Genomic DNA, 21,659 nt, shown 5'->3' with positions numbered 1-21,659 from the left:
GACCTGACATGAGCAAGACTCGTATTGCCTTTATCGGCGCCGGCAACATGGCCGCCAGCCTGATCGGCGGCCTGCGCGCCCAGGGCCTGGATGCCTCGCAGATCCGCGCCAGTGATCCGGGTGCCGAGCAGCGGGCGAAAGTCCACGCCGAGCACGGCATTGAACTGTTCGCCGACAACGCCGACGCCGTCGAAGGTGCCGACGTTGTCGTCCTGGCGGTCAAGCCCCAGGCGATGAAAGCCGTGTGCGAAGCACTCAAGCCCAGCCTCAAGCCCGAACAACTGGTCGTTTCGATTGCCGCCGGGATCACCTGCGCGAGCATGAACAACTGGCTCGGCGCGCAGCCGATCGTACGCTGCATGCCCAATACCCCGGCGCTGCTGCGTCAAGGCGTGAGCGGCCTGTACGCCACCGCCGAAGTGTCCGCCGCCCAGCGCCAGCAGGCCGAACAACTGCTGTCGGCAGTGGGCATTGCCCTGTGGCTGGACAGCGAACAGCAGCTCGACGCCGTCACCGCCGTTTCCGGCAGCGGCCCGGCGTACTTCTTCCTGCTGATCGAAGCCATGACCGCCGCTGGCGAAAAACTCGGCCTGCCGCGTGAAACCGCCGCCAAACTGACCCTGCAAACCGCCCTGGGCGCTGCGCACATGGCCGTCAGCAGCGATGTCGACGCCGCCGAGCTGCGCCGCCGCGTTACCTCCCCTGCCGGCACCACGGAAGCGGCGATCAAGTCGTTCCAGGCCGATGGATTCGAAGCGCTGGTGGAAAAAGCGCTGAGTGCTGCCGCGCATCGCTCGGCCGAAATGGCCGAACAACTGGGCAACTAAGGAGCCGAACATGATCGGATTGAACACCGCTGCCATCTACATCCTGCAAACCCTGGGCAGCCTTTACCTGCTGATCATCATGCTGCGTTTCATCCTGCAGCTGGTTCGCGCCGACTTCTACAACCCGCTCAGCCAGTTCGCCGTGCGCGCCACCCAGCCGCTGCTCAAGCCAATGCGCCGGGTGATCCCGAGCCTGTTCGGCCTGGACATGTCGTCGCTGCTGCTGGCGATCATCGTCCAGTTGCTGATCATGGGCCTGACCCTGCTGCTGGCCTACGGCACCACCGGTAACCCGCTGCAATTGCTGGTCTGGGCGATGATCGGCGTGACTGCGCTGTTCCTGAAGATTTTCTTCTTCGCCCTGATCATCAGTGTGATCCTGTCCTGGGTCGCCCCGGGCAGCCACAACCCGGGCGCCGAGCTGATCAACCAGATCTGCGATCCGTTCCTGGCGCCGTTCCGCCGCCTGCTACCGAACCTCGGCGGCCTGGATATCTCGCCGATCCTGGCGTTCATGGCGCTGAAGCTGATCGACATGCTGGTGATCAATAACCTGGCAGCAATGACCGGGATGCCGGAGATGCTGCGGCTTCTGGCCTGACCCGGGCCCTCGTTGCACCCATCGCCGGCAAGGCCGGCTCCCACAGGCTGAGCACTGTGGGAGCCGGCCTTGCCGGCGATGCTGTTAATGGTCCGGCACATTGCTTGCTGCATATCCCGGCGGTCTTTAGACTTACGCCTCATTTAAGCGTGAGCAGGGTCGATGTCCACTGTCTTTCCCGAAGATTCGGTCGGTCTGGTAACACCGCAAACGGCACAGTTCAACGAGCCCCTGGCGCTGGCCTGCGGGCGCTCGCTGGCCAGCTATGAACTGATCTACGAAACCTACGGCACCCTCAACAGCGCGGCCAGCAACGCCGTGCTGATCTGCCATGCGTTGTCCGGCCACCACCATGCCGCGGGCTATCACAGCCCTAACGACCGCAAGCCGGGCTGGTGGGACAGCTGCATCGGACCGGGCAAGCCGATCGACACCAACCGTTTCTTCGTGGTCAGCCTGAACAACCTTGGCGGCTGCAACGGCAGCACCGGCCCCAGCAGCATCAATCCGCTGACCGGCAAGCCTTATGGCGCCGACTTCCCGGTCCTCACCGTGGAAGACTGGGTGCACAGCCAGGCCCGTCTGGCCGACCGCCTCGGCATCCAGCAGTGGGCCGCCGTGGTCGGCGGCAGCCTGGGTGGCATGCAGGCGCTGCAGTGGACCATCACCTACCCTGATCGCGTGCGTCACTGCCTGGACATTGCCTCGGCACCCAAGCTCTCGGCACAGAACATCGCCTTCAACGAGGTGGCCCGCCAGGCCATCCTCACCGACCCGGAATTCCACGGTGGCTCGTTCCAGGACCAGGGCGTGATCCCCAAGCGCGGCCTGATGCTGGCGCGCATGGTCGGGCACATCACCTACCTGTCCGACGACTCCATGGGCGAGAAATTCGGCCGCGAGCTGAAAAGCGACAAGCTCAACTACGACTTCCACAGTGTCGAGTTCCAGGTCGAAAGCTACCTGCGCTATCAGGGCGAGGAGTTTTCCGGGCGCTTCGACGCCAACACCTACCTGCTGATGACCAAGGCCCTGGACTACTTCGACCCGGCTGCGGCCCACGGTGGCGACCTGGCGGCGACCCTAGCCAATGTCACCGCGGACTACTGCGTGATGTCCTTCACCACCGACTGGCGCTTCTCGCCAGCGCGTTCGCGGGAGATCGTCGACGCGCTGATCGCCGCGCGCAAGAACGTCTGCTACCTGGATATCGACTCGCCCTATGGCCACGATGCCTTCCTGATCCCGACCCCGCGCTACATCACGGGATTCACGAACTACATGAACCGCATCGTCTGCTGAGGAAACCATGAGAGCCGACCTGGAAATCATCCAAGACTGGATCCCCGCCGGCAGCCGGGTACTCGACCTCGGTTGCGGTACCGGTGAACTGCTGGCGTCGCTGCGCGACCACAAGCAGGTTGCCGGCTACGGCCTGGAAATCGACCCCGACAACATTGCCCAGTGCGTGGCCAAGGGCGTCAATGTCATTGAGCAGGATCTCGACAAAGGCCTGGGCAATTTCGCCAGCAACAGCTTCGACGTAGTGGTCATGACCCAGGCCCTGCAGGCCGTGGAGTACCCCGACCGGATCCTCGACGAAATGCTGCGCGTGGGCCGCCAATGCATCATCACCTTCCCCAACTTCGGCCACTGGCGTTGCCGCTGGTACCTGGCGACCAAAGGTCGCATGCCGGTCTCGGACTTCATGCCGTATACCTGGTACAACACGCCGAACATCCACTTCTGCACCTTTGAAGACTTCGAGGCGCTGTGCAGCGAACGTCGCGCCCAGGTGCTCGACCGACTGGCGGTCGACCATTTGCACCGCCACGGGTGGGCGAGCAAGCTATGGCCTAATCTTCTAGGGGAGATCGGCATTTACCGTGTCAGCAGCCCCGGCCTTGCCGAACACAAGGTCGCGGTTTAACCCGCACACTGGAGGAGAACGATCATGGGTCGCTTGTTGAGTTTTTTACTGACTGCCTGCCTGAGCATGAGCGCAGTCGCCGCCGACGCCATCAAGGGCGAACGCCAGGAAGTGTTCGGTGATACCACGGTGCACTACAGCACCTTCATCTCGACCTTCCTGACGCCAGATATCGCCAAATCCGCAGAACTGGTTCGCAGCAAGAACCAGGGCGTGATCAACGTCTCGGTGATCAAGGCCGGCCAGCCGGTGGTCACCCAGGTCAGCGGTACCGTCAAAGACCTGACCAGCGCTTCGGTCCCGCTGAAGTTCAAGCAGATCACCGAACAAGGCGCGATCTACTACATCGCCCAGTTCCCTGTGGAACAACAGGAAACCCGGACCTTCACCATCGACGTTGGCATTGGTGGCAAGACCGAAACCATCAGCTTCAACCAAGAGCTTTTCCCAGGCGAATGATGACTTTTCAGCAAATCGTATTGGCCAGCCATAACGCCGGCAAACTCAAAGAACTGCAAGCCATGCTCGGTGACACCGTGCAGCTGCGCTCGATTGGCGAATTCAGCAGCGTCGAGCCGGAGGAAACCGGCCTGTCGTTTGTCGAAAACGCCATCCTCAAGGCGCGCAACGCTGCACGTATTTCCGGCCTGCCGGCACTGGCCGACGATTCGGGCCTGGCCGTGGACTTCCTTGGTGGCGCCCCGGGCATCTACTCGGCGCGCTACGCCGACGGCAAGGGCGATGCGGCCAACAACGCCAAGTTGCTCGATGTGCTCAAAGACGTCCCGCAAGACCAGCGTGGCGCCCAGTTCGTCTGCGTCCTGGCCCTGGTACGGCATGCCGACGATCCGCTGCCGATTCTCTGCGAAGGCCTCTGGCATGGCCGCATCCTGAGCGAAGCCAGCGGCGAACACGGTTTTGGCTACGACCCGCTGTTCTGGGTACCGGAGCGCGCCTGCTCCAGCGCCGAGCTGAGCCCTGCCGACAAGAACCAGATCAGCCACCGTGCCCGTGCCATGAGCCTGTTGCGTCAACGTCTGGGCCTGGCATGACCGATCATTCGCCGGCACAGCCACTGCACCTGGGCGAGGCTGGCTTTACTTCCCAAGCACCGCGGGCGGCCTTGCCACAGCTGCCGCCCCTGGCGCTGTACATCCATATTCCCTGGTGCGTGCGTAAATGCCCGTACTGCGACTTCAACTCCCACGCGGCTACGCCTGAGCTGCCGGAAGAGGCGTATGTCGATGCCCTGCTGGCTGACCTCGACCAGGAACTGGGCGCAGTCTATGGCCGGCCGATCAGTTCGATTTTCTTCGGCGGAGGCACTCCCAGCCTGTTCAGCGCCCGCGCGCTGGGCCGGTTATTGCAGGGTGTGGAGCAACGCATCCCGTTTGCCAGCGATATCGAAATCACCCTGGAAGCCAACCCCGGGACGTTCGAGCAGGAGAAGTTCAAGGCCTACCGGCAACTGGGCATCAATCGCCTGTCGATCGGCATCCAGAGTTTCCAGCAGGCCAAGCTCGAAGCCCTGGGCCGCATCCATAACGGTGACGAGGCGATTCGCGCTGCCGACATGGCGCGCAATGCCGGGTTCGACAACTTCAACCTCGACCTGATGCACGGGCTGCCCGACCAGTCGCTGGACGACGCCCTGGGCGACCTGCGCCAGGCCATCGCGTTGAACCCCACGCACCTGTCCTGGTACCAGCTGACCCTGGAACCGAACACGGTGTTCTGGAACCAGCCACCGCTGCTGCCAGAAGACGACATCCTCTGGGACATCCAGGAGGCCGGCCAGGCCCTGCTGGCCAGCCACGGTTACACCCAGTACGAAGTCTCGGCCTACGCCCAGCCGGGTCGCGCGGCACGGCACAACCTCAATTACTGGAGCTTTGGCGACTTCATCGGCATCGGTGCCGGTGCCCACGGCAAGCTAAGCCATCCCGACGGGCGCATCCTGCGTACCTGGAAGACCCGCCTGCCCAAGGACTACCTGAACCCGGCCAAAGCCTTCAAGGCTGGCGAAAAGCTGTTGCCGGTGGATGAGCTGCCGTTCGAGTTCCTGATGAACGCCCTGCGCCTGACCCAGGGCGTCGACGCCGAACTGTTCAGCCAGCGCACCGGACTGCCGCTGGAACAGCTGGCCGCCGCCCGCCGCGAGGCCGAACAAAAGGGCCTTTTGCAGGTCGAAACGACGCGACTGGTCGCCACCGCGCGCGGCCAGTTGTTCCTCAACGACCTGCTGCAGTATTTCTTGACCTAAGGATTACGAATGGACTTGGTACTCGACCTGCTCTCGACTGTTTCCCGCTGGAGTCGCAGTAATCTGTCAGAGATCTCACTGGCGCTTGTGGGCTGTTTGCTGGTGCTGTTCGGCACCGACATCAAAGGCTGGGTGGAACAACGCCTGGGCGGCCTGGCAGGTGCCTTGCGCGTACCGTTCATGGCCCTACTGGTGATGATTGGCAGCGGTGCGGCGCTGATCTATGCCACGCCGTGGGTGGTGAAGGGCCTGGCGCAGTTCAACAACTATGCGTTGGCGCCGGTGTTGCTGATTGTGCTGGTGTTGATTGGCGTGGTTGCTGATCGGCGCTGAAAGCATCGCGGGGCAAGCCCGCTCCCACAGGGGATAGGTAACCTCCTGTGGGAGCGGGCTTGCCCCGCGATTGACATCACTACGCCAGTTTTTCGAACTTCAGATCCCACACCCCATGCCCAAGTCGCTCGCCACGGCGTTCGAACTTGGTGATCGGGCGTTCGGCCGGACGCTCTACGCACTTGCCGTCGGCGGCCAGGTTGCGATAACCCGGAGCGACATTCATCACTTCCAGCATGTATTCGGCATAGGGCTCCCAGTCGGTAGCCATATGGAATACACCGCCAACCTTCAACTTGCTGCGTACCAGCTCAGCGAACTCGGGCTGCACGATCCGACGCTTGTGGTGACGGCTCTTGTGCCACGGATCGGGGAAGAACAGCATCAGGCGATCGAGGCTGTTGTCAGCCACGCACTTGTTCAGCACTTCGATCGCATCGCAGTCGTACACCCGCAGGTTCTTCAGGCCCTGGGTCAGCACGCCGTTGAGCAGCGCACCGACACCCGGACGGTGCACTTCGACACCGATGAAGTCCTGATCCGGCGCGGCGGCAGCCATTTCCAGCAGGGAATGGCCCATGCCGAAACCGATCTCCAGGGTACGCGGCGCCGAACGGCCAAAGACCTGGTCGTAGTCCACCGGGCTATCGGCCAGTGGCAGGATGAACAGCGGCCCACCCTGCTCCAGACCACGTTGCTGGCCTTCGGTCATGCGCCCGGCGCGCATCACGAAACTCTTGATGCGGCGGTGTTGGCGCTCTTCGCCTTCGGTGGAGATCGGCGTTTCTTGCGATTCAGTCATCAGGGGCTCTTACTTGATCAGACCATCCAGCGGCGACGAGGCGCTGGCATAGAGTTTTTTCGGCATACGACCGGCGAGGTAAGCCAGACGACCGGCGACAATGGCGTGCTTCATGGCTTCGGCCATCATGATCGGCTGCTGGGCGTTGGCGATTGCCGAGTTCATCAGCACTGCCTCACAGCCCATTTCCATGGCGATGGTGGCGTCGGACGCGGTACCGACACCGGCATCGACCAGCACCGGCACCTTCGATTCTTCGAGGATGATCTGCAGGTTGTACGGGTTGCAGATCCCCAGCCCGGTACCGATCAGGCCAGCCAGTGGCATGACCGCGATGCAGCCGGCTTCGGCCAGCTGACGGGCGATGATCGGGTCGTCGCTGGTGTAGACCATCACGTCGAAACCGTCCTTGACCAGCACTTCGGCGGCCTTGAGGGTTTCGATCACGTTGGGGAACAGGGTTTTCTGGTCGGCCAGGACTTCCAGCTTGACCAGGTTGTGGCCATCGAGCAGCTCACGGGCCAGACGGCAGGTACGCACGGCTTCGACCGCGTCGTAGCAGCCGGCGGTGTTCGGCAGGATGGTGTAGCGATCCGGTGGCAGCACATCGAGCAGGTTCGGTTCGCCCGGGTTCTGGCCAATGTTGGTACGGCGCACGGCGACGGTGACGATCTCGGCACCCGAGGCTTCGATGGCCAGGCGGGTTTCTTCAAGGTCACGGTATTTGCCGGTGCCGACCAGCAGGCGCGACTGGAAGGTACGGCCGGCCAGAGTGAAGGGCTTGTCGCTGCGAAGGTTGCTCATCGGAAATCCTCTGAAGGGTTGAGGGACTTGCAAGGTGTTCCTGGGGCTCTAGCCGCCGCCGATGGCATGCACGACTTCGACCTGATCGCCTTCACGCAGCGCCGTGGCTGCGTGCTGGCTACGTGGCACGATATCCAGGTTGAGCTCTACCGCGACACGGCGCCCGACAAGATCCAGGCGGGTCAGCAGGGCCTCGACGCTTTCGCCATCGGGCAACTCGAAGGATTCACCGTTCAATTGAATGCGCATGCGCACGGCCACCATTATTTTTAGGGGCCAGCATTCTAGCCCCGATCAGGTGCTGCGACCAAGGCCAAGCAACGCCATTCGTCTCGATTCGGACCGCCGAGTCAACCCAGGCGCCAGGCAGCGAGACCCAGGCACAACCAGCCGGCGAGGAACGCCAGGCCGCCAATCGGGGTGATGATGCCCAGTTTGCCGATGCCGCTGAGGGTCAACAGGTACAGGCTACCGGAGAACAGCACGATGCCCAGGGCGAACAGACCACCGGCCCAGCCCACCAGGCGGCCGGGCAGGTGCGTGGCCAGCACGGCAACGCCAAGCAAGGCCAGGGCATGTACCAGTTGATAGGTGACCCCGGTCTGGAAGATCGCCAGGTACTCGCTGGTGAGACGCCCCTTCAGGCCATGCGCGGCAAAGGCGCCTAGGGCGACACCGGTGAAGCCGAAAAAGGCAGCGAGCAAGAGAAAACTACGCAACATGAGGCGACTCCTAGTCATCACAGGGTCTGTATAATGGCCCGCTCATTCGGTTCGGCCAAGCCATCTCTATGTTGTCGTCCATTATCCGCCGTCTTGCCCGCGCCCTGCTCTGGTTCGCCGCCGGCAGCGCTTTGCTGGTGCTGGTACTGCGCTGGGTTCCACCACCGGGTACGGCACTGATGGTCGAGCGCAAGGTCGAGTCCTGGTTCAACGGCCAGCCGATCGACCTGCAGCGCGACTGGGAGCCCTGGGAGCGCATTTCCGATGAGCTCAAAGTGGCAGTGATTGCCGGTGAAGACCAGAAGTTTGCCAATCACTGGGGTTTCGACTTCATCGCCATCCAGGCCGCCCTTGCCCACAACGAACGCGGCGGCAGCATTCGCGGCGCCAGCACCCTGAGCCAGCAAGTAGCCAAGAATCAGTTTCTGTGGTCGGGCCGCAGTTGGCTGCGCAAGGGCCTGGAGGCCTGGTTCACCGCCCTGATCGAGCTGCTCTGGTCCAAGGAACGGATCCTTGAGGTCTACCTCAACAGTGCCGAATGGGGCGAAGGCGTGTTCGGTGCACAGGCCGCCGCGCAGCACCATTTCGGTGTCGATGCCAGCCGCCTGAACCGTCAGCAGGCCAGCCTGCTGGCCGCCGTGCTGCCCAGCCCGCTGAACTGGAGCGCCAGCCGCCCCAGCAGTTACGTGGCACGGCGTGCTGGCTGGATCCGTCAGCAGATGCGTCAGCTGGGCGGCAGTGGCTACCTGGCGCAGCTGGAAAGCCCGCGCAAGGCACCCTGGAACCAATAAAAAACCCGGCAACGCGCACACCTTGCCGGGTTTTTACTGGTTGCTGACTACCAGGTAAACGCCTTAGAACGCGCCCATGTAGTCACGCTTGCCCACTTCCACACCATTGTGACGCAGGATGGCGTAAGTGGTGGTGACGTGGAAGAAGAACTGCGGCAGGCCGTAGGTTAGCAAATAGGCCTGGCCACTGAAGCGTTTTTCTTTCGGCGTACCTGGACGGGTCACGATTTCGATGCCTTCCTTGCCATCGATCTGCGCCGGCGCAATGCCGTCGAGGAAAGCCAGAGCCTTGCTGATCAGCGCTTGCAGCTCAGCAAAGGTGGTTTCGCTGTCATCGTATTTCGGCAGCTCGACCTCAGCCAGACGCCCCGATACACCCTTGGCGAAATCAACAGCGATCTGCACCTGGCGAACCAGTGGAAACATATCCGGGTACAGGCGAGCCTGCAGGAAGACGCTCGGATCAATGTTTTTCGCCGTGGCGTGAGCTTCGGCCTTGTTCAGAACATCACTCAAGGCGTTGAGCATTTGCTTGAAAACAGGAACGGAAGCGGCATACAAGGAAATGGTCATAACAGTCTCGACAGGGGTGGCGGAAAAAATGACGGGGCCAACGTGGCGCGATTATAGACCTGCGCTGCCGCCTGGAAGATCTGGCAGCATAAAAAATCGCGGGGCAAGCCCGCTCCCACCGAGACCTCCGGTGGGAGCGGGCTTGCCCCGCGATAGTTTCAGCCTCAGATTGCGATAAGGGCTTTCACCTTGTTCATCGCATTCTTCTCCAGCTGACGAATCCGCTCGGCGGACACGCTGTATTTCTCGGCCAGGTCGTGAAGAGTGGCCTTCTCCTCGGCCAGCCAGCGCTGGTAAAGGATGTCACGGCTACGGTCGTCCAGGCCCTGCAAGGCTTCATGCAGGTTGCTGGTGGAGTTGTCGCTCCAGTCGGCATCTTCAAGCTGCAACGCCGGGTCGTAGCGGTGGTCTTCCAGATAGTTGGCCGGCGACTGGAAGGCACTGTCGTCGTCGGCTTCGGACGCTGGATCGAAGGCCATGTCCTGACCGGTCAGGCGGCTCTCCATCTCGCGCACTTCACGTGGCTCGACACCCAGGCTTTCGGCCACACGATGCACTTCATCGTTGTTCAGCCAGGCCAGACGCTTCTTCTGGCTGCGCAGGTTGAAGAACAGCTTGCGCTGGGCCTTGGTGGTCGCGACTTTGACAATGCGCCAGTTGCGCAGGATGAACTCGTGAATCTCGGCCTTGATCCAGTGCACGGCAAACGACACCAGACGCACACCCATTTCCGGGTTGAAACGCTTGACCGCTTTCATCAGGCCAACATTGCCTTCCTGAATCAGGTCGGCCTGGGCCAGCCCGTAGCCGGAATAGCTGCGAGCGATATGTACGACAAACCGCAGGTGGGCGAGCACCATTTGCCGAGCCGCCTCAAGATTCTGCTCATAGTAGAGACTCTCGGCCAGTTCACGCTCCTGCTCCGGCGTCAGCAATGGAATGCTGTTGACCGTGTGCACATAGGCTTCCAGGTTTGCGCCGGGAACCAGGGCATAGGCAGGTTGCAACGAAGTGGTCATACGAAAAAACCTCCGACTCACTAAACTCGTGCCCTCAGGCACTGCCAACATTGACCGGGAACCGCGAAACAAGTTCCCTAAAAATGAAAAGAGTCAATAGCAGCAAAAAGACACTATCGCGGTGCGAGCTCGCTCAGGTGGCGGGCGACCGCAATCCAAGCACCGATATACCCTAACAGTACCGCACCAAGCAAGAGCGACAGACCATCGGCAGGTGGAACCCCGGCCAAAGCGAAATCACTGCCATATAGCCCGGAAAGCCCGATTACCGCGTCGTTCAGCCAGTTCAGGCCAAATGCCAGCACGCCCCAGGCCAACACCCCGGCACCCAGACCGTACAAGGCGCCCATGTACAGGAAAGGCCGGCGTACATAGCTGTCGGTGCCGCCTACCAGCTTGATCACTTCGATTTCGGTACGGCGGTTCTCGATGTGCAGGCGAATTGTGTTACCAATTACCAAAAGCAGCGCCGAAACCAGCAAAACCGTCAGACCGAAGACAAACCGGTCACCCAGTTTGAGGATCGCCGCCAGACGCTCGACCCACACCAGGTCGAGCTGCGCTGCATCCACCTTGGGCAGCTCCGCAAGGCGCTGGCGCAAGGCTTCCAGAGCTGGCTTGTCGACTTCCGCCGGGGTCACCACGACCACGCCGGGCAGCGGGTTCTCCGGCAGTTCGCGCAGCGCATCGCCGAGCCCGGACTGCTGCTGGAACTCTTCAAGCGCTTTCTCGCGGCTGACGTACTCGGCCTCGGCCACACCCGGCAAGCCCTTGATCTGCTCACGCAGGGCTTCACCATCGCGGCTGCTGGCATCCAGCTTGAGGTACAGGGAAATCTGCGCCGCACGCTGCCACGACCCGCCCAGACGCTCGACGTTGCTGAGCAGCAACGACAGGCCCATGGGCAAGCTCAGGGCCACGGCCATCACCAGACAGGTGAAAAAGCTGCCGATCGGCTGCTTGGCCAGGCGCCGCAAGCTGTCGAGCAGGCTCGAGCGGTGGCTTTCCAGCCAGGCATGCAACAGGGTGCGGAAATCCGGACCATCGTCGTCATGGCTGTTGCGTTTGTTCTTTTCCGGTGCCGGCTCGGCGGCCTTCGGCGCTACCCGCTCGGAAACCTTGGGACTGCGTGTCGCACTCATTGCCCGGCCTCCCCGTCGCCGATCAAGCGGCCGCGCTGCAGGGTCAGCATGCGATGGCGCATACGCGCGATCAGTGCCAGGTCGTGACTGGCGATCAGCACACTGGTGCCCAGGCGGTTGATGTCTTCGAATACACCCATGATCTCCGCGGCCAGGCGCGGGTCGAGGTTACCGGTGGGCTCATCCGCCAGCAGCAAGGCCGGGCGGTGGACGATGGCGCGGGCAATACCGACCCGTTGTTGCTGACCGGTGGACAGGTCGCCGGGAAACAGCTCGGCCTTGTCCGACAGGGCTACACGCTCGAGCGCCGAGTCGACGCGCTTGGCCACTTCGGCCTTGGACAGACCGAGGATCTGCAGCGGCAGCGCCACGTTGTTGAACACGGTACGGTCGAACAACAACTGGTGATTCTGGAACACCACGCCGATCTGCCGACGCAGGAACGGGATCTGCGCGTTGCTGATCTGCCCCAGGTCCTGCCCAGCCAGCAGCAGCTTGCCGCTGGTCGGTCGCTCCATGGCCAGCAGCAGGCGCAGCAAGGTGCTTTTGCCGGCGCCGGAATGGCCGGTGACGAACAGGAATTCGCCCCGACGCACCCGAAAACTCAACTCATGCAGGCCAACGTGGCCATTGGGGTAGCGCTTGGCGACCTGTTCGAATCGAATCATGGATGCTCCCGCTCGGCAAACAGTGCTTTCACGAAGGGTTCGGCTTCGAACGTGCGCAGATCGTCGATGCCTTCGCCTACGCCAATATAGCGGATCGGCAGGCCGAACTGCTTGGCCAGGGCGAAGATCACCCCACCCTTGGCGGTGCCGTCGAGCTTGGTCAGGGCCAGGCCGGTGAGTTCAACGCTCTGGTTGAAGTGTTTGGCCTGGTTGATCGCGTTCTGTCCGGTGCCGGCGTCCAGCACCAGCAGGACCTCATGCGGCGCGTCGGCATCGAGCTTGCCGATCACCCGACGGACTTTCTTCAGCTCTTCCATCAGGTTGTCTTTGGTGTGCAGGCGACCGGCGGTATCGGCGATCAGCACATCGATGCCGCGCGCCTTGGCGGCCTGGACGGCGTCGAAGATCACTGAAGCGGAGTCGGCACCGGTGTGCTGGGCAATGACCGGAATCTGGTTGCGCTCGCCCCAGACCTGCAACTGCTCGACGGCTGCGGCACGGAAGGTGTCGCCGGCGGCAAGCATGACTTTCTTGCCTTCAAGCTGCAGCTTTTTCGCCAGCTTGCCGATGGTCGTGGTTTTGCCGGCGCCGTTGACGCCCACCACCAGGATCACGAAAGGTTTGTTCTGGGCCTGGATGCGCAATGGCTGCTCGACCGGTTTGAGCAGGTCGGCCAGTTCGCCTTGCAGGGATTTGTACAGCGCATCGCTGTCAGCCAGCTGCTTGCGCGCAACCTTCTGGGTCAGGCTCTGGACGATCACCGAGGTGGCTTCGACGCCAACGTCGGCGGTCAGCAGGCGGGTCTCGATCTCGTCGAGCAGGTCGTCGTCGATGGCTTTCTTGCCCAGGAACAGGCTGGCCATGCCCTCGCCGATGCTGGCGCTGGTCTTCGATAGGCCCTGCTTGAGCCGGGCGAAGAAGCCCGCCTTGTTTTCTTCGCTGCGGGCCGGGGCAGGCGTTTCAACAGGCGCAGGCTCTACAACAGGCGTTACGGGTGCAGCGGTGGCCACTGGAGCCACTGGAGCCACTGGAGCCACTGGAGCCACTGGAGCCACTGGAGCCACTGGAGCCACTGGAGCCACTGGAGCAGGTTCAGGCTCAACGACTGGCGCTGCAACCGGTTCAGGCTGGATAACGACCGGCGCAGGCTCTGTTACCGGCGCCACAACAGGCGCAACCTCTACCACAGGCGCCGCGACCGGTGCCGGACGCTCCGGGATCGGTGGCGGGGTGTGCGGCTCAAGGTCTGCCACGAGGGCAACCGGCTCTTCAGGCACCGGCAGGACCAAACCGACGGACGGCGCAGGTGGCGCCTCGACCGCAACCACCGCAGGCGCGACGACAGCAGGCTCCGGCGCAACGGCAGGTGCGGGTACAGGCGCGTAGGCACCATCGATGGGTGCCGGGGCAGCAGGCGCTTCGCTGGTCAGCGCTGCCGGCTGCTCGGGCTCAACCGGTGCAGGGGTTTGTGGCTGTTCGGCAACCGGTGGCTGGGGCTTTTTGCGCAGCCAGCCGAACAGGCCTTTCTTTTCACCAGCCGCGGCCGGCGTCTTTTTGTCGTCGTTGGAACCAAACATGGAAGACGGCTATCTCAGGGTAGCGATGCGCCACTGCGGCGCCTCGAAAATTCTTTTAACGCAGAACAGACTACTTTTATTCCGGCTCGTTCATGCGCAGCATTTTGTCATCAAGCCTGTGGGTCAGATCCGCGACAGGCATGGTCGTCAGGCAACCGGATCAGTATCCTAGCACCTCCTAGCCCGCTGACGCTAAGACCACGCGGGCAGTCCTACAGGTTAAACAACGTATGAATGCTCTAGCCCGCCGCGCCGCTGGCCTGTTGCTCAGCACAGTTTGTCTGCCGTTCGCCGCCTTTGCCGCCGATCCGCAGCCCACCCACGAGTTCATTCTCGACAACGGCCTGAAAGTGGTCGTGCGCGAAGACCACCGCGCGCCCGTGGTGGTCTCGCAGATCTGGTACAAGGTCGGCTCCACCTATGAGTCCCCGGGCCAGACCGGTCTGTCCCACGCGCTGGAACACATGATGTTCAAGGGCAGCGAAAAACTCGGCCCCGGCGAAGCCTCGCGCATCCTGCGTGACCTGGGGGCCGAAGAAAACGCCTTCACCAGCGACGATTACACCGCCTACTACCAGGTGCTGGCCCGCGACCGCCTGCCGGTGGCCCTGGAGCTGGAGGCTGACCGCATGAACAGCCTGCGCCTGCCCGCCGACGAGTTCAGCCGCGAAATCGAGGTGATCAAGGAAGAGCGCCGCCTGCGCACCGACGATCAACCCAACGCCAAGGCCTTCGAGCTGTTCAGTGCCATGGCCTTCCCGGCCAGCAGCTACCGCACCCCGACCATCGGCTGGATGGCGGACCTGGATCGCATGAAGGTCGAAGAACTGCGCCACTGGTACGAATCCTGGTACACGCCGAACAACGCCACCCTGGTGGTGGTCGGTGACGTGACGGTCGACGAGGTCAAAGGCCTGGCCCAGCGTTTCTTTGGCGCCATCCCCAAGCGCGCGATTCCACCGGCCAAGTTGCCGCTGGAACTGGCCGAGCCCGGCTTGCGCGAAACCACCCTGCACGTACGCACCCAGCTGCCGAGCCTGATCTACGGCTTCAACGTGCCGGGCCTGGCCACCGCCAAGGACCCGCGTACCGTGCACGCCCTGCGCCTGATCTCGGCCCTGCTCGACGGCGGCTACAGCGCCCGCCTGCCGAGCCGGCTCGAGCGCGGCCAGGAGCTGGTCTCCAGCGCCTCGTCCAACTACAACCCATTCACCCGCGGCGACAGCCTGTTCCTGATCTCGGCCATGCCGAACCAGCAGAAGAACAAAACCCTGGCCGAGGTTGAAAGCGGTATCTGGAAGCTGCTCGACGAACTCAAGACCACCCCGCCTTCAGCTGAAGAGCTTGAGCGCGTGCGCGCCCAGGTGATCGCCGGGCTGGTCTACGACCGCGACTCGATCAGCAGCCAGGCCACTGCCATCGGCATGCTCGAGACCGTCGGTCTGTCGTGGAAGCTGATCGACAGCGAGCTCGACGAACTGAAAAGCGTGACCCCGGCCGACATCCAGAACGCTGCGCGCACCTATTTCACCCGCGAACGCCTGAGCGTTGCCCATGTACTGCCCGAGGAGAACGCTCATGAGTGAACGCAGCGCACCCCGCTACACCCTGATCGGGCTCGGCATCCTGTCGCTGGTTGGCGTGCTGGCGTTTGTCCTGGCCAACCCGGCCCAGTCGGACAACAGCGCACAACCTGCAAATAGCACCGCAGCCAAGCCGGCCAACACCCTGCAGACGCTGGCGGAGCTCGATGGCAAGGCGCCGAGCCGCCGGCAACTGAACATCCAGACCTGGAACACCGCTGAAGGCGCCAAGGTACTGTTCGTCGAAGCGCGCGAGTTGCCGATGTTCGACCTGCGCCTGACCTTCGCCGCCGGCAGCAGCCAGGACGGTGACGCCCCGGGCCTGGCGACCCTGACCAACGCCATGCTCAACGAAGGCGTGGCCGGCAAGGACGTTACTGCCATTGCCGAAGGCTTCGAAGGCCTCGGCGCTGACTTTGGCAACGGTGCCTACCGCGACATGGCCGTGGCCACTTTGCGCAGCCTGAGCGCAGCGGACAAGCGTGAACCGGCGCTGAAACTGTTTGCCGAGGTAGTCGGCAAACCAACCTTCCCGCAGGATGCCCTGGAGCGCATCAAGAACCAGCTGCAGGCCGGTTTCGAGTACCAGAAGCAGAACCCGGGCAAGCTGGCCAGCATCGCGCTGTTCGAGAAGCTGTATGGCAAACACCCGTATGCCCACCCAAGCGATGGCGACGCCAAGAGCATCCCGCCAATCACCCTGGAGCAATTGCGGGCCTTCCACGCCAAGGCCTATGCCGCGGGCAATACCGTCATCGCCCTGGTCGGCGACCTGAGCCGCAGCGACGCCGAAGCCATTGCTGCCCAGGTCTCGGCCGCTCTGCCCAAAGGCCCGGCGCTGGCCAAGCTGTCTCAGCCTGCCGAGCCCAAGCCTGGCACCACGCACATCGACTTCCCGTCCAAACAGACCCACCTGATGCTCGCCCAGCTGGGCATCGACCGCAACGACCCGGACTACGCGGCGCTGTCGCTGGGTAACCAGATCCTCGGTGGCGGTACCTTCGGCACCCGCCTGATGAGCGAAGTCCGCGAGAAGCGCGGCCTGACCTACGGCGTCTACTCGGTGTTCAGCCCGATGCAGGTGCGTGGGCCGTTCATGATCAACCTGCAGACCCGTGCCGAGCTCAGCGAAGGTACCCTCAAGCTGGTTCAGGACATCCTCGCCGATTACCTCAAGACCGGCCCGAGCCAGCAGGAACTGGACGATGCCAAGCGCGAGCTGGCCGGCAGCTTCCCGCTGTCCAATGCCAGCAACGCCAGTATTGTCGGCCAGTTGGGCGCCATCGGCTTCTACGACCTGCCGCTGACCTGGCTGGAAGACTACATGCAGCAATCCCAGGCGCTGACCGTCGAACAGGTCAAGACCGCCCTGAACAAACACCTCGCCGCCGACAAGATGGTCATCGTCACCGCCGGTCCGAACGTGCCGCAGAAACCTCTGCCGCCACCCACTGACAAACCCGCCGAGCAGCCGCTTGGTGTACCGGAGCATTAATGGCCAGTCCATCCGCCAAATCGGCCAAGCCACACAACGGCCAGGGCCAACTGCGCATCATTGCCGGCGAATGGCGCAGCCGCCGCCTGAGCTTCCCAGACGCCCCCGGCCTGCGCCCGACGCCGGACCGGGTGCGCGAGACCCTGTTCAACTGGCTGGCCCCGCACATCGAAGGGGCCAAGGTCCTCGATGCCTTTGCCGGTAGTGGCGCCCTGTACCTGGAAGCGCTGTCGCGCGGCGCGGGCGAAGCCGTGGCGCTGGACAGCAACCCGGCGGCCATTGCCAGCCTGCGGCACAATCTGGAAACCCTGCGCTGCCCACGCGGCCAGGTGATCCAGAGTGATGCCCAGCGCTACCTGCAGGGTGAGCCGAAGCTGGCCTTCGACTTGGTGTTCCTCGACCCGCCGTTCCACCAGAACCTGCTGGCAACCACCTGCGCCCTGCTTGAAGAGCGCCAGTGGCTGAGCGAAAACGCCTGGATCTACACCGAGAGCGAAACCCCGCCATCGACCTTGCAACTGCCCGGCAACTGGCGCCTGCACCGCGAGAAGAAGGCTGGCCAGGTGTATTACGCCCTCTGGCAGCGCAGCTGAGTTGCAACCACGACCCTGCTATCGCGGGGTCGTTACACTGTGCAATAGATATCTACCCCCTTGCGCTCGCCTGTCTGCCTGATCGTGCTCCTGGTCAACCACCACAAGGAGCACTGTCATGGATCGACGTTTTTCCTTCACCAGCGGCCTGTTCGGCCTGTTGCTGGTATCTGGCCAGGCCCTGGCCAGTCCCCCCAATCGCCATGAATTCACCCTGGAAAACGGCCTGCATGTGGTCGTCAGCGAGGACCACCGGGCACCGGTAGTCACCACTCACCTGCTGGTCAAGGTGGGTTCAAGCCATGAGTACCCTGGGCAATCCGGGCTGTCCCATGCCCTTGAACACCTGCTTTACCGAGGTAGCGCCAAGACTGCGCCCGGGGAGTTCTCGCAAGTCATTGAACGCCTGGGTGGCTACGACAACGCCTACACCAATCGTGATTTCACCGTTCATCACCAGACTCTACCCAGTGAACGGCTGGCGGTAGCCCTGGAGCTGAACGCCGACCTGCTGAAGGGCGCCCACCTCAATGGCAGCGAATTCGTTCGTGAAATCGAAGCCGTCAGGTCCGAGCGGCGCGAAAACGTCGATGAATATCCGTCGGCCAGGCTCGACGAGCAGCTGCAAGCCATCGCCTACCCACAGAGCAGCTATCGCACCCCGGTGATTGGCTGGATGGGCGACCTTGAACGCATGCGCAACGATGAGCTGCAAGCCTGGTATCGCATCTGGTACGCACCCAACAACGCCACGCTGATCATTGTTGGCGACATCCAGCTCGATGCCGTGAAAAAGCAGGTTGCGCAGTATTTCGCCAGCTTCGCCCGGCAAGACCTGCCAACCACCAAGCTGCCTCTGCAAACGGCTGCGGCCGGACCACGGCAGGTGACGGTCCACGATGCGTTCAGCAGGCCAAGGCTGGTCATGGCATTCAACGTACCGACCTACGCCACTGCGACGTCGGCGACCGACGTACATGCCCTGCGTTTGCTCGGCGCAGTACTGGGCAAAGGCTTGAGTGCCCGGCTCAGTACCCGGCTGGAGCGCCAGCAAGCGCTGCTGTTCGGTCCCAAGGTCCGCTATGGGGCGCTGGCCAGAGGCGATACGTTGTTCGAAATTTCGGCATCGACCAATACTGCACAACCCAAACCACTCGCCGACCTGCAAGCGGCTATCTGGGCACAGCTGCAAGCTATCAAAAGCACGCCGCCAAGCGCTGCCGAGCTAGCGCGTGCACGCGCCCTGCTGCTGGCCGAAAACACCTTTTTCCGGGACTCCCTCCACGGCCAGGCCAGTGTTATCGCCGCCATGCTGGGCAGCGGCCTGCCAGCCTCTCAACTGGACAACGACCAAAGCAACCTTGAGGGGGTAACGCCCGAACAAGTACAGCGGGCCGCCAACAACTACTTCACCACTGAACGCCTGGCGGTTGCCTACCTGCAGGCCAAGGAGGCCGACGATGAATAAGCTCACCCCAACCTCCCTCCCGCTGTTGCTGCTACTGGCATGCGCTGCTTCCCAGGCCCAGGCGCAACCGCAGGCGCTTGAGCTGGAGTCGCTGAAAGTCACAGCGCCCGATCCCGCACAGTTGCAGCTACCGATCGAGTCATGGCAGACGCCACAAGGCAGCAAGGTCCTGTTTGTACAACGCAGGCAATTGCCGATGTTTGATGTTCAGGTTGATTTTGCCGCTGGCAGTGCCAGGGATGATGGCGCCGCCGGTCTGGCAAAACTCACCCTGGGCATGCTCGATGAAGGCACCCAGCAGCGCGACGCCTTGCAGATCGCCGAAGGCTTCGACGAAGTCGGTGCGCAGTTCAGCACATCGGTAGTGCATGACAGCGCTAAGGTGACGCTACGCAGCCTCAGCAATGAGCAGCAAAGGGTCAAAGCGGTGGGGTTGTTGAGTGAAGTTCTGGGGCAACCACAGTTTGCCGACGACAAACTGCAACAAATCAAGGACCAGCTCACCGGCCTGGTGGCGCAGCGGCAAAACTACGCAATCTACAAGGCCAGCGACCTGCTCTATGAGCATGTGTTCGCCAACCACCCCTACGCTGCCAACAGCTATGGCACAGAGCAGACCATCAATGCCCTGACCGTTGCTGATCTTCGCGCCTTTCACCAACGAGCCTTCAGCGCAGGCAACGCCGTGATTACCCTGGTCGGTGATCTGTCCCTGGAGCAGGCGCAGGCCATTGCCGCGCAGGTGTCAGCGGCGTTGCCCGCAGGCCCTGAACTGCCGCCACTACCAGTAGCCGCCAGCTTCGAACCCGAGATTTACCACCTGGAACACCCTGGTAGCCAGGCGTTGCTGTTGTTCGCCATACCCGGCATCAGTGTTCGACATCCCGATGCACCCGCCTTGACCCTGGCCAACCTGATACTGGGCGGTCCCGGTGCGACCTCGCGGCTGTTCGATGAACTGCGCACTCGACGGGGCTTGACCTATGGCGCCGGCTCAACGCTGAGACAGCATCCTGCCAACGGCGTCTGGACGTTCAGTACCCAGGTCCAGGCCAAACACCGCGACGCCGCAATGACATTGCTGGAGCAGTTGCTCAAGGACTATGCCGAACAAGGACCCAGCCAGAAGGAATTCGATGACGCGAAACAGAAGTTGCGCGGCAGCTACCTGCTGGAATCGGTGAGCAACCAGCAGATCAGCGACATTCTGAGCGCCATCGGCTTCAACCAGTTACCGCTGGACAACCGCCAGGTTTTTCTCGATCAAGTGCAGGCATTGCCCCTGGATCAGCTGAAGGTCGTGTTGAAAAATCACCTGAAGCTCGACAAGCTGGTGCAGATCAGTGTCGGCCCGTCGGTCGAACAGCACGACTTGCCCGCATTCGCGCCTGCTAACGGATGAGCGACCCGGGCAAGTGTCGGTAACCGGATTTACACTTGCCTGACAGCAATCTGCGAGCACACCACGATGTATCCCACCACCCCCAGCCCCTTCAAACCCGCCCTGGGGCTGGGCAATCCGCATCTGCAGACGCTTTGGGGACCGCTGTGGCGCAAGTCGGCAGCCCTGGACCGCCAACGCGAGCGTCTGTGGCTGGCCGACGGCGACTTTCTCGACCTCGACTGGCACGGCCCGCACCAGGCCAACACCCCACTGGTGCTGGTACTGCACGGGCTCACCGGTTCGTCCAGCTCACCCTACGTGATCGGCATGCAACAGGCGCTGGCGGGCCGCGGCTGGGCCAGTGTCGCCCTGAACTGGCGCGGCTGCTCGGGTGAGCCGAACCTGCTGCCGCGCAGCTATCACTCCGGCGCCAGCGAGGACCTCGCCGAGGCCATCGACCACCTGCGTGCGCAACGCCCACAAGCACCGCTGTACGCCGTCGGTTACTCGCTGGGTGGCAACGTGCTGCTCAAGCACCTTGGCGAAGCCGGCTCGGCAAGTCAGTTGCAGGCGGCGGTGGCGGTGTCGGTACCGTTTCGCCTGGACCAGTGCGCCGATCGTATCGGCCTGGGGTTTTCGCGGGTCTATCAGGCGCATTTCATGCGCGCCATGCTCGCCTATGTGAAAGAGAAACAACGCCACTTCCAGCACCACGGCCACCATGAAGGCCTCGCTGCACTGGAGCGTCTTGGGTCACTGGAGAACCTGCGCACGTTCTGGGACTTCGACGGGCGGGTGACTGCACCGCTCAATGGCTTTGCCGATGCCAAGGACTATTACCGCCGGGCTTCGAGCCGGTACTTCCTCGGTGAGAACCGCACACCGACGCTGATCATCCATTCCAGCGATGACCCGTTCGTGTTCAGCCACAGCCTGCCTGAGGCCAATGAGCTGCCGAGCCAGACCACCTTCGAGCTGCATACGCGCGGTGGCCATGTCGGTTTTGTCGACGGTAGCGTGCGGGAGCCGGGGTATTACCTGGAGCGGCGGATTCCGCAGTGGTTAGGGGCAATCTGAGGACTTT

General features: G+C 62.7%; 23 protein-coding genes and 1 pseudogene. 15 read left to right on the top strand and 9 right to left on the bottom strand.

The window, feature by feature from the left end; all coding sequences use genetic code 11:
- Positions 1 to 8 precede the first annotated feature (8 nt).
- From proC to NPS47_RS10710, 8 genes are all read left to right on the top strand, one after another.
- A complete protein-coding gene (gene proC, locus NPS47_RS10745; protein WP_274294958.1) occupies positions 9 to 827 on the top strand; it encodes a pyrroline-5-carboxylate reductase in 819 nt (272 codons plus the stop codon).
- Between the two features lie 10 nt (positions 828 to 837).
- Complete coding sequence (locus NPS47_RS10740; protein ID WP_274294957.1) at positions 838 to 1,428, top strand: YggT family protein; 591 nt, start codon at positions 838 to 840, stop codon at positions 1,426 to 1,428.
- Between the two features lie 162 nt (positions 1,429 to 1,590).
- A complete protein-coding gene (gene metX / locus NPS47_RS10735; RefSeq protein WP_274294956.1) occupies positions 1,591 to 2,730 on the top strand; it encodes a homoserine O-succinyltransferase MetX in 1,140 nt (379 codons plus the stop codon).
- A 7-nt stretch (positions 2,731 to 2,737) separates the two neighbouring features.
- A complete protein-coding gene (metW, locus tag NPS47_RS10730; protein WP_038615569.1) occupies positions 2,738 to 3,358 on the top strand; it encodes a methionine biosynthesis protein MetW in 621 nt (206 codons plus the stop codon).
- Positions 3,359 to 3,382: 24 nt separating this feature from the next.
- Positions 3,383 to 3,817 carry a DUF4426 domain-containing protein gene (locus tag NPS47_RS10725; protein ID WP_274294955.1) on the top strand — a complete coding sequence of 145 codons (435 nt, stop codon included), beginning with the start codon at positions 3,383 to 3,385 and terminating at the stop codon, positions 3,815 to 3,817.
- Complete coding sequence (gene rdgB, locus NPS47_RS10720; protein WP_274294954.1) at positions 3,814 to 4,410, top strand: RdgB/HAM1 family non-canonical purine NTP pyrophosphatase; 597 nt, start codon at positions 3,814 to 3,816, stop codon at positions 4,408 to 4,410. Before NPS47_RS10725 ends, rdgB begins: the two co-directional genes overlap by 4 nt.
- Positions 4,407 to 5,621, top strand: a complete 1,215-nt coding sequence (gene hemW, locus NPS47_RS10715) for a radical SAM family heme chaperone HemW (RefSeq protein ID WP_274294953.1) — start codon at positions 4,407 to 4,409, stop codon at positions 5,619 to 5,621. The genes rdgB and hemW overlap by 4 nt, the downstream gene beginning before the upstream one ends.
- Positions 5,622 to 5,630: 9 nt before the next feature.
- Entirely contained in the window at positions 5,631 to 5,954 is a 324-nt protein-coding gene (locus NPS47_RS10710; RefSeq protein ID WP_010222202.1) for a DUF3392 domain-containing protein, read from the top strand.
- 79 nt (positions 5,955 to 6,033) lie between these two features.
- Here the strand turns inward: NPS47_RS10710 and trmB are convergent, their stop codons facing one another.
- The 4 genes from trmB to NPS47_RS10690 all read right to left on the bottom strand — a co-directional run bounded on the left by trmB (position 6,034) and on the right by NPS47_RS10690 (position 8,282).
- Positions 6,034 to 6,756 (bottom strand): tRNA (guanosine(46)-N7)-methyltransferase TrmB, encoded by a 723-nt coding sequence (gene trmB, locus NPS47_RS10705; protein ID WP_274294952.1) that lies wholly within the window; start codon positions 6,754 to 6,756, stop codon positions 6,034 to 6,036.
- A 9-nt stretch (positions 6,757 to 6,765) separates the two neighbouring features.
- Positions 6,766 to 7,560, bottom strand: a complete 795-nt coding sequence (locus NPS47_RS10700) for a thiazole synthase (protein WP_038615579.1) — start codon at positions 7,558 to 7,560, stop codon at positions 6,766 to 6,768.
- A 48-nt stretch (positions 7,561 to 7,608) separates the two neighbouring features.
- Positions 7,609 to 7,809, bottom strand: coding sequence for a sulfur carrier protein ThiS (thiS, locus tag NPS47_RS10695; RefSeq protein ID WP_128321769.1), 201 nt, complete (start codon positions 7,807 to 7,809; stop codon positions 7,609 to 7,611).
- Positions 7,810 to 7,910: 101 nt separating this feature from the next.
- Positions 7,911 to 8,282 carry a DUF423 domain-containing protein gene (locus NPS47_RS10690; protein ID WP_274294951.1) on the bottom strand — a complete coding sequence of 124 codons (372 nt, stop codon included), beginning with the start codon at positions 8,280 to 8,282 and terminating at the stop codon, positions 7,911 to 7,913.
- 33 nt (positions 8,283 to 8,315) lie between these two features.
- Here NPS47_RS10690 and mtgA point away from each other — a divergent pair.
- Positions 8,316 to 9,073, top strand: a pseudogene (gene mtgA, locus NPS47_RS10685) (monofunctional biosynthetic peptidoglycan transglycosylase).
- A gap of 63 nt (positions 9,074 to 9,136) precedes the next feature.
- Here mtgA and NPS47_RS10680 read toward each other — a convergent pair.
- The 5 genes from NPS47_RS10680 to ftsY all read right to left on the bottom strand — a co-directional run bounded on the left by NPS47_RS10680 (position 9,137) and on the right by ftsY (position 14,052).
- Entirely contained in the window at positions 9,137 to 9,646 is a 510-nt protein-coding gene (locus NPS47_RS10680; protein ID WP_274294950.1) for a DUF1993 domain-containing protein, read from the bottom strand.
- Between the two features lie 164 nt (positions 9,647 to 9,810).
- Positions 9,811 to 10,665: an RNA polymerase sigma factor RpoH gene (rpoH, locus tag NPS47_RS10675; RefSeq protein WP_038615587.1), complete on the bottom strand. Its 855-nt coding sequence runs from the start codon at positions 10,663 to 10,665 to the stop codon at positions 9,811 to 9,813.
- Positions 10,666 to 10,778: 113 nt separating this feature from the next.
- Positions 10,779 to 11,807: a permease-like cell division protein FtsX gene (ftsX, locus tag NPS47_RS10670; protein ID WP_274294949.1), complete on the bottom strand. Its 1,029-nt coding sequence runs from the start codon at positions 11,805 to 11,807 to the stop codon at positions 10,779 to 10,781.
- Positions 11,804 to 12,475 (bottom strand): cell division ATP-binding protein FtsE, encoded by a 672-nt coding sequence (gene ftsE / locus NPS47_RS10665; protein WP_038615591.1) that lies wholly within the window; start codon positions 12,473 to 12,475, stop codon positions 11,804 to 11,806. Before ftsE ends, ftsX begins: the two co-directional genes overlap by 4 nt.
- Positions 12,472 to 14,052, bottom strand: a complete 1,581-nt coding sequence (gene ftsY / locus NPS47_RS10660; protein ID WP_274294948.1) for a signal recognition particle-docking protein FtsY — start codon at positions 14,050 to 14,052, stop codon at positions 12,472 to 12,474. Before ftsY ends, ftsE begins: the two co-directional genes overlap by 4 nt.
- 230 nt (positions 14,053 to 14,282) lie before the next feature.
- Between ftsY and NPS47_RS10655 the strand changes: the two genes are divergently transcribed.
- The 6 genes from NPS47_RS10655 to NPS47_RS10630 all read left to right on the top strand — a co-directional run bounded on the left by NPS47_RS10655 (position 14,283) and on the right by NPS47_RS10630 (position 21,652).
- The gene (locus NPS47_RS10655; protein ID WP_274294947.1) at positions 14,283 to 15,638 is read left to right on the top strand and encodes a M16 family metallopeptidase; all 1,356 of its coding nucleotides are present in this window, start codon (positions 14,283 to 14,285) and stop codon (positions 15,636 to 15,638) included.
- Positions 15,631 to 17,130, top strand: a complete 1,500-nt coding sequence (locus NPS47_RS10650; protein WP_274294946.1) for a M16 family metallopeptidase — start codon at positions 15,631 to 15,633, stop codon at positions 17,128 to 17,130. The genes NPS47_RS10655 and NPS47_RS10650 overlap by 8 nt, the downstream gene beginning before the upstream one ends.
- Positions 17,130 to 17,723 carry a 16S rRNA (guanine(966)-N(2))-methyltransferase RsmD gene (gene rsmD, locus NPS47_RS10645; RefSeq protein ID WP_274294945.1) on the top strand — a complete coding sequence of 198 codons (594 nt, stop codon included), beginning with the start codon at positions 17,130 to 17,132 and terminating at the stop codon, positions 17,721 to 17,723. The genes NPS47_RS10650 and rsmD overlap by 1 nt, the downstream gene beginning before the upstream one ends.
- A 118-nt stretch (positions 17,724 to 17,841) precedes the next feature.
- On the top strand, positions 17,842 to 19,191 hold the full coding sequence (locus NPS47_RS10640; RefSeq protein WP_274294944.1) for a M16 family metallopeptidase: 1,350 nt from the start codon (positions 17,842 to 17,844) through the stop codon (positions 19,189 to 19,191).
- Positions 19,184 to 20,593, top strand: coding sequence for a M16 family metallopeptidase (locus tag NPS47_RS10635; protein WP_274294943.1), 1,410 nt, complete (start codon positions 19,184 to 19,186; stop codon positions 20,591 to 20,593). Before NPS47_RS10640 ends, NPS47_RS10635 begins: the two co-directional genes overlap by 8 nt.
- 66 nt (positions 20,594 to 20,659) lie before the next feature.
- A complete protein-coding gene (locus tag NPS47_RS10630; protein WP_274294942.1) occupies positions 20,660 to 21,652 on the top strand; it encodes a hydrolase in 993 nt (330 codons plus the stop codon).
- The last annotated feature ends 7 nt before the right edge of the window (positions 21,653 to 21,659 follow it).

The sequence above is a fragment of the Pseudomonas putida genome (assembly GCF_028682475.1).
Classification (GTDB): domain Bacteria; phylum Pseudomonadota; class Gammaproteobacteria; order Pseudomonadales; family Pseudomonadaceae; genus Aquipseudomonas; species Aquipseudomonas putida_AG.
The sequence above is the reverse complement of the archived record's forward strand: the minus strand, read 5'-3'. Positions and strand labels throughout refer to the sequence as shown.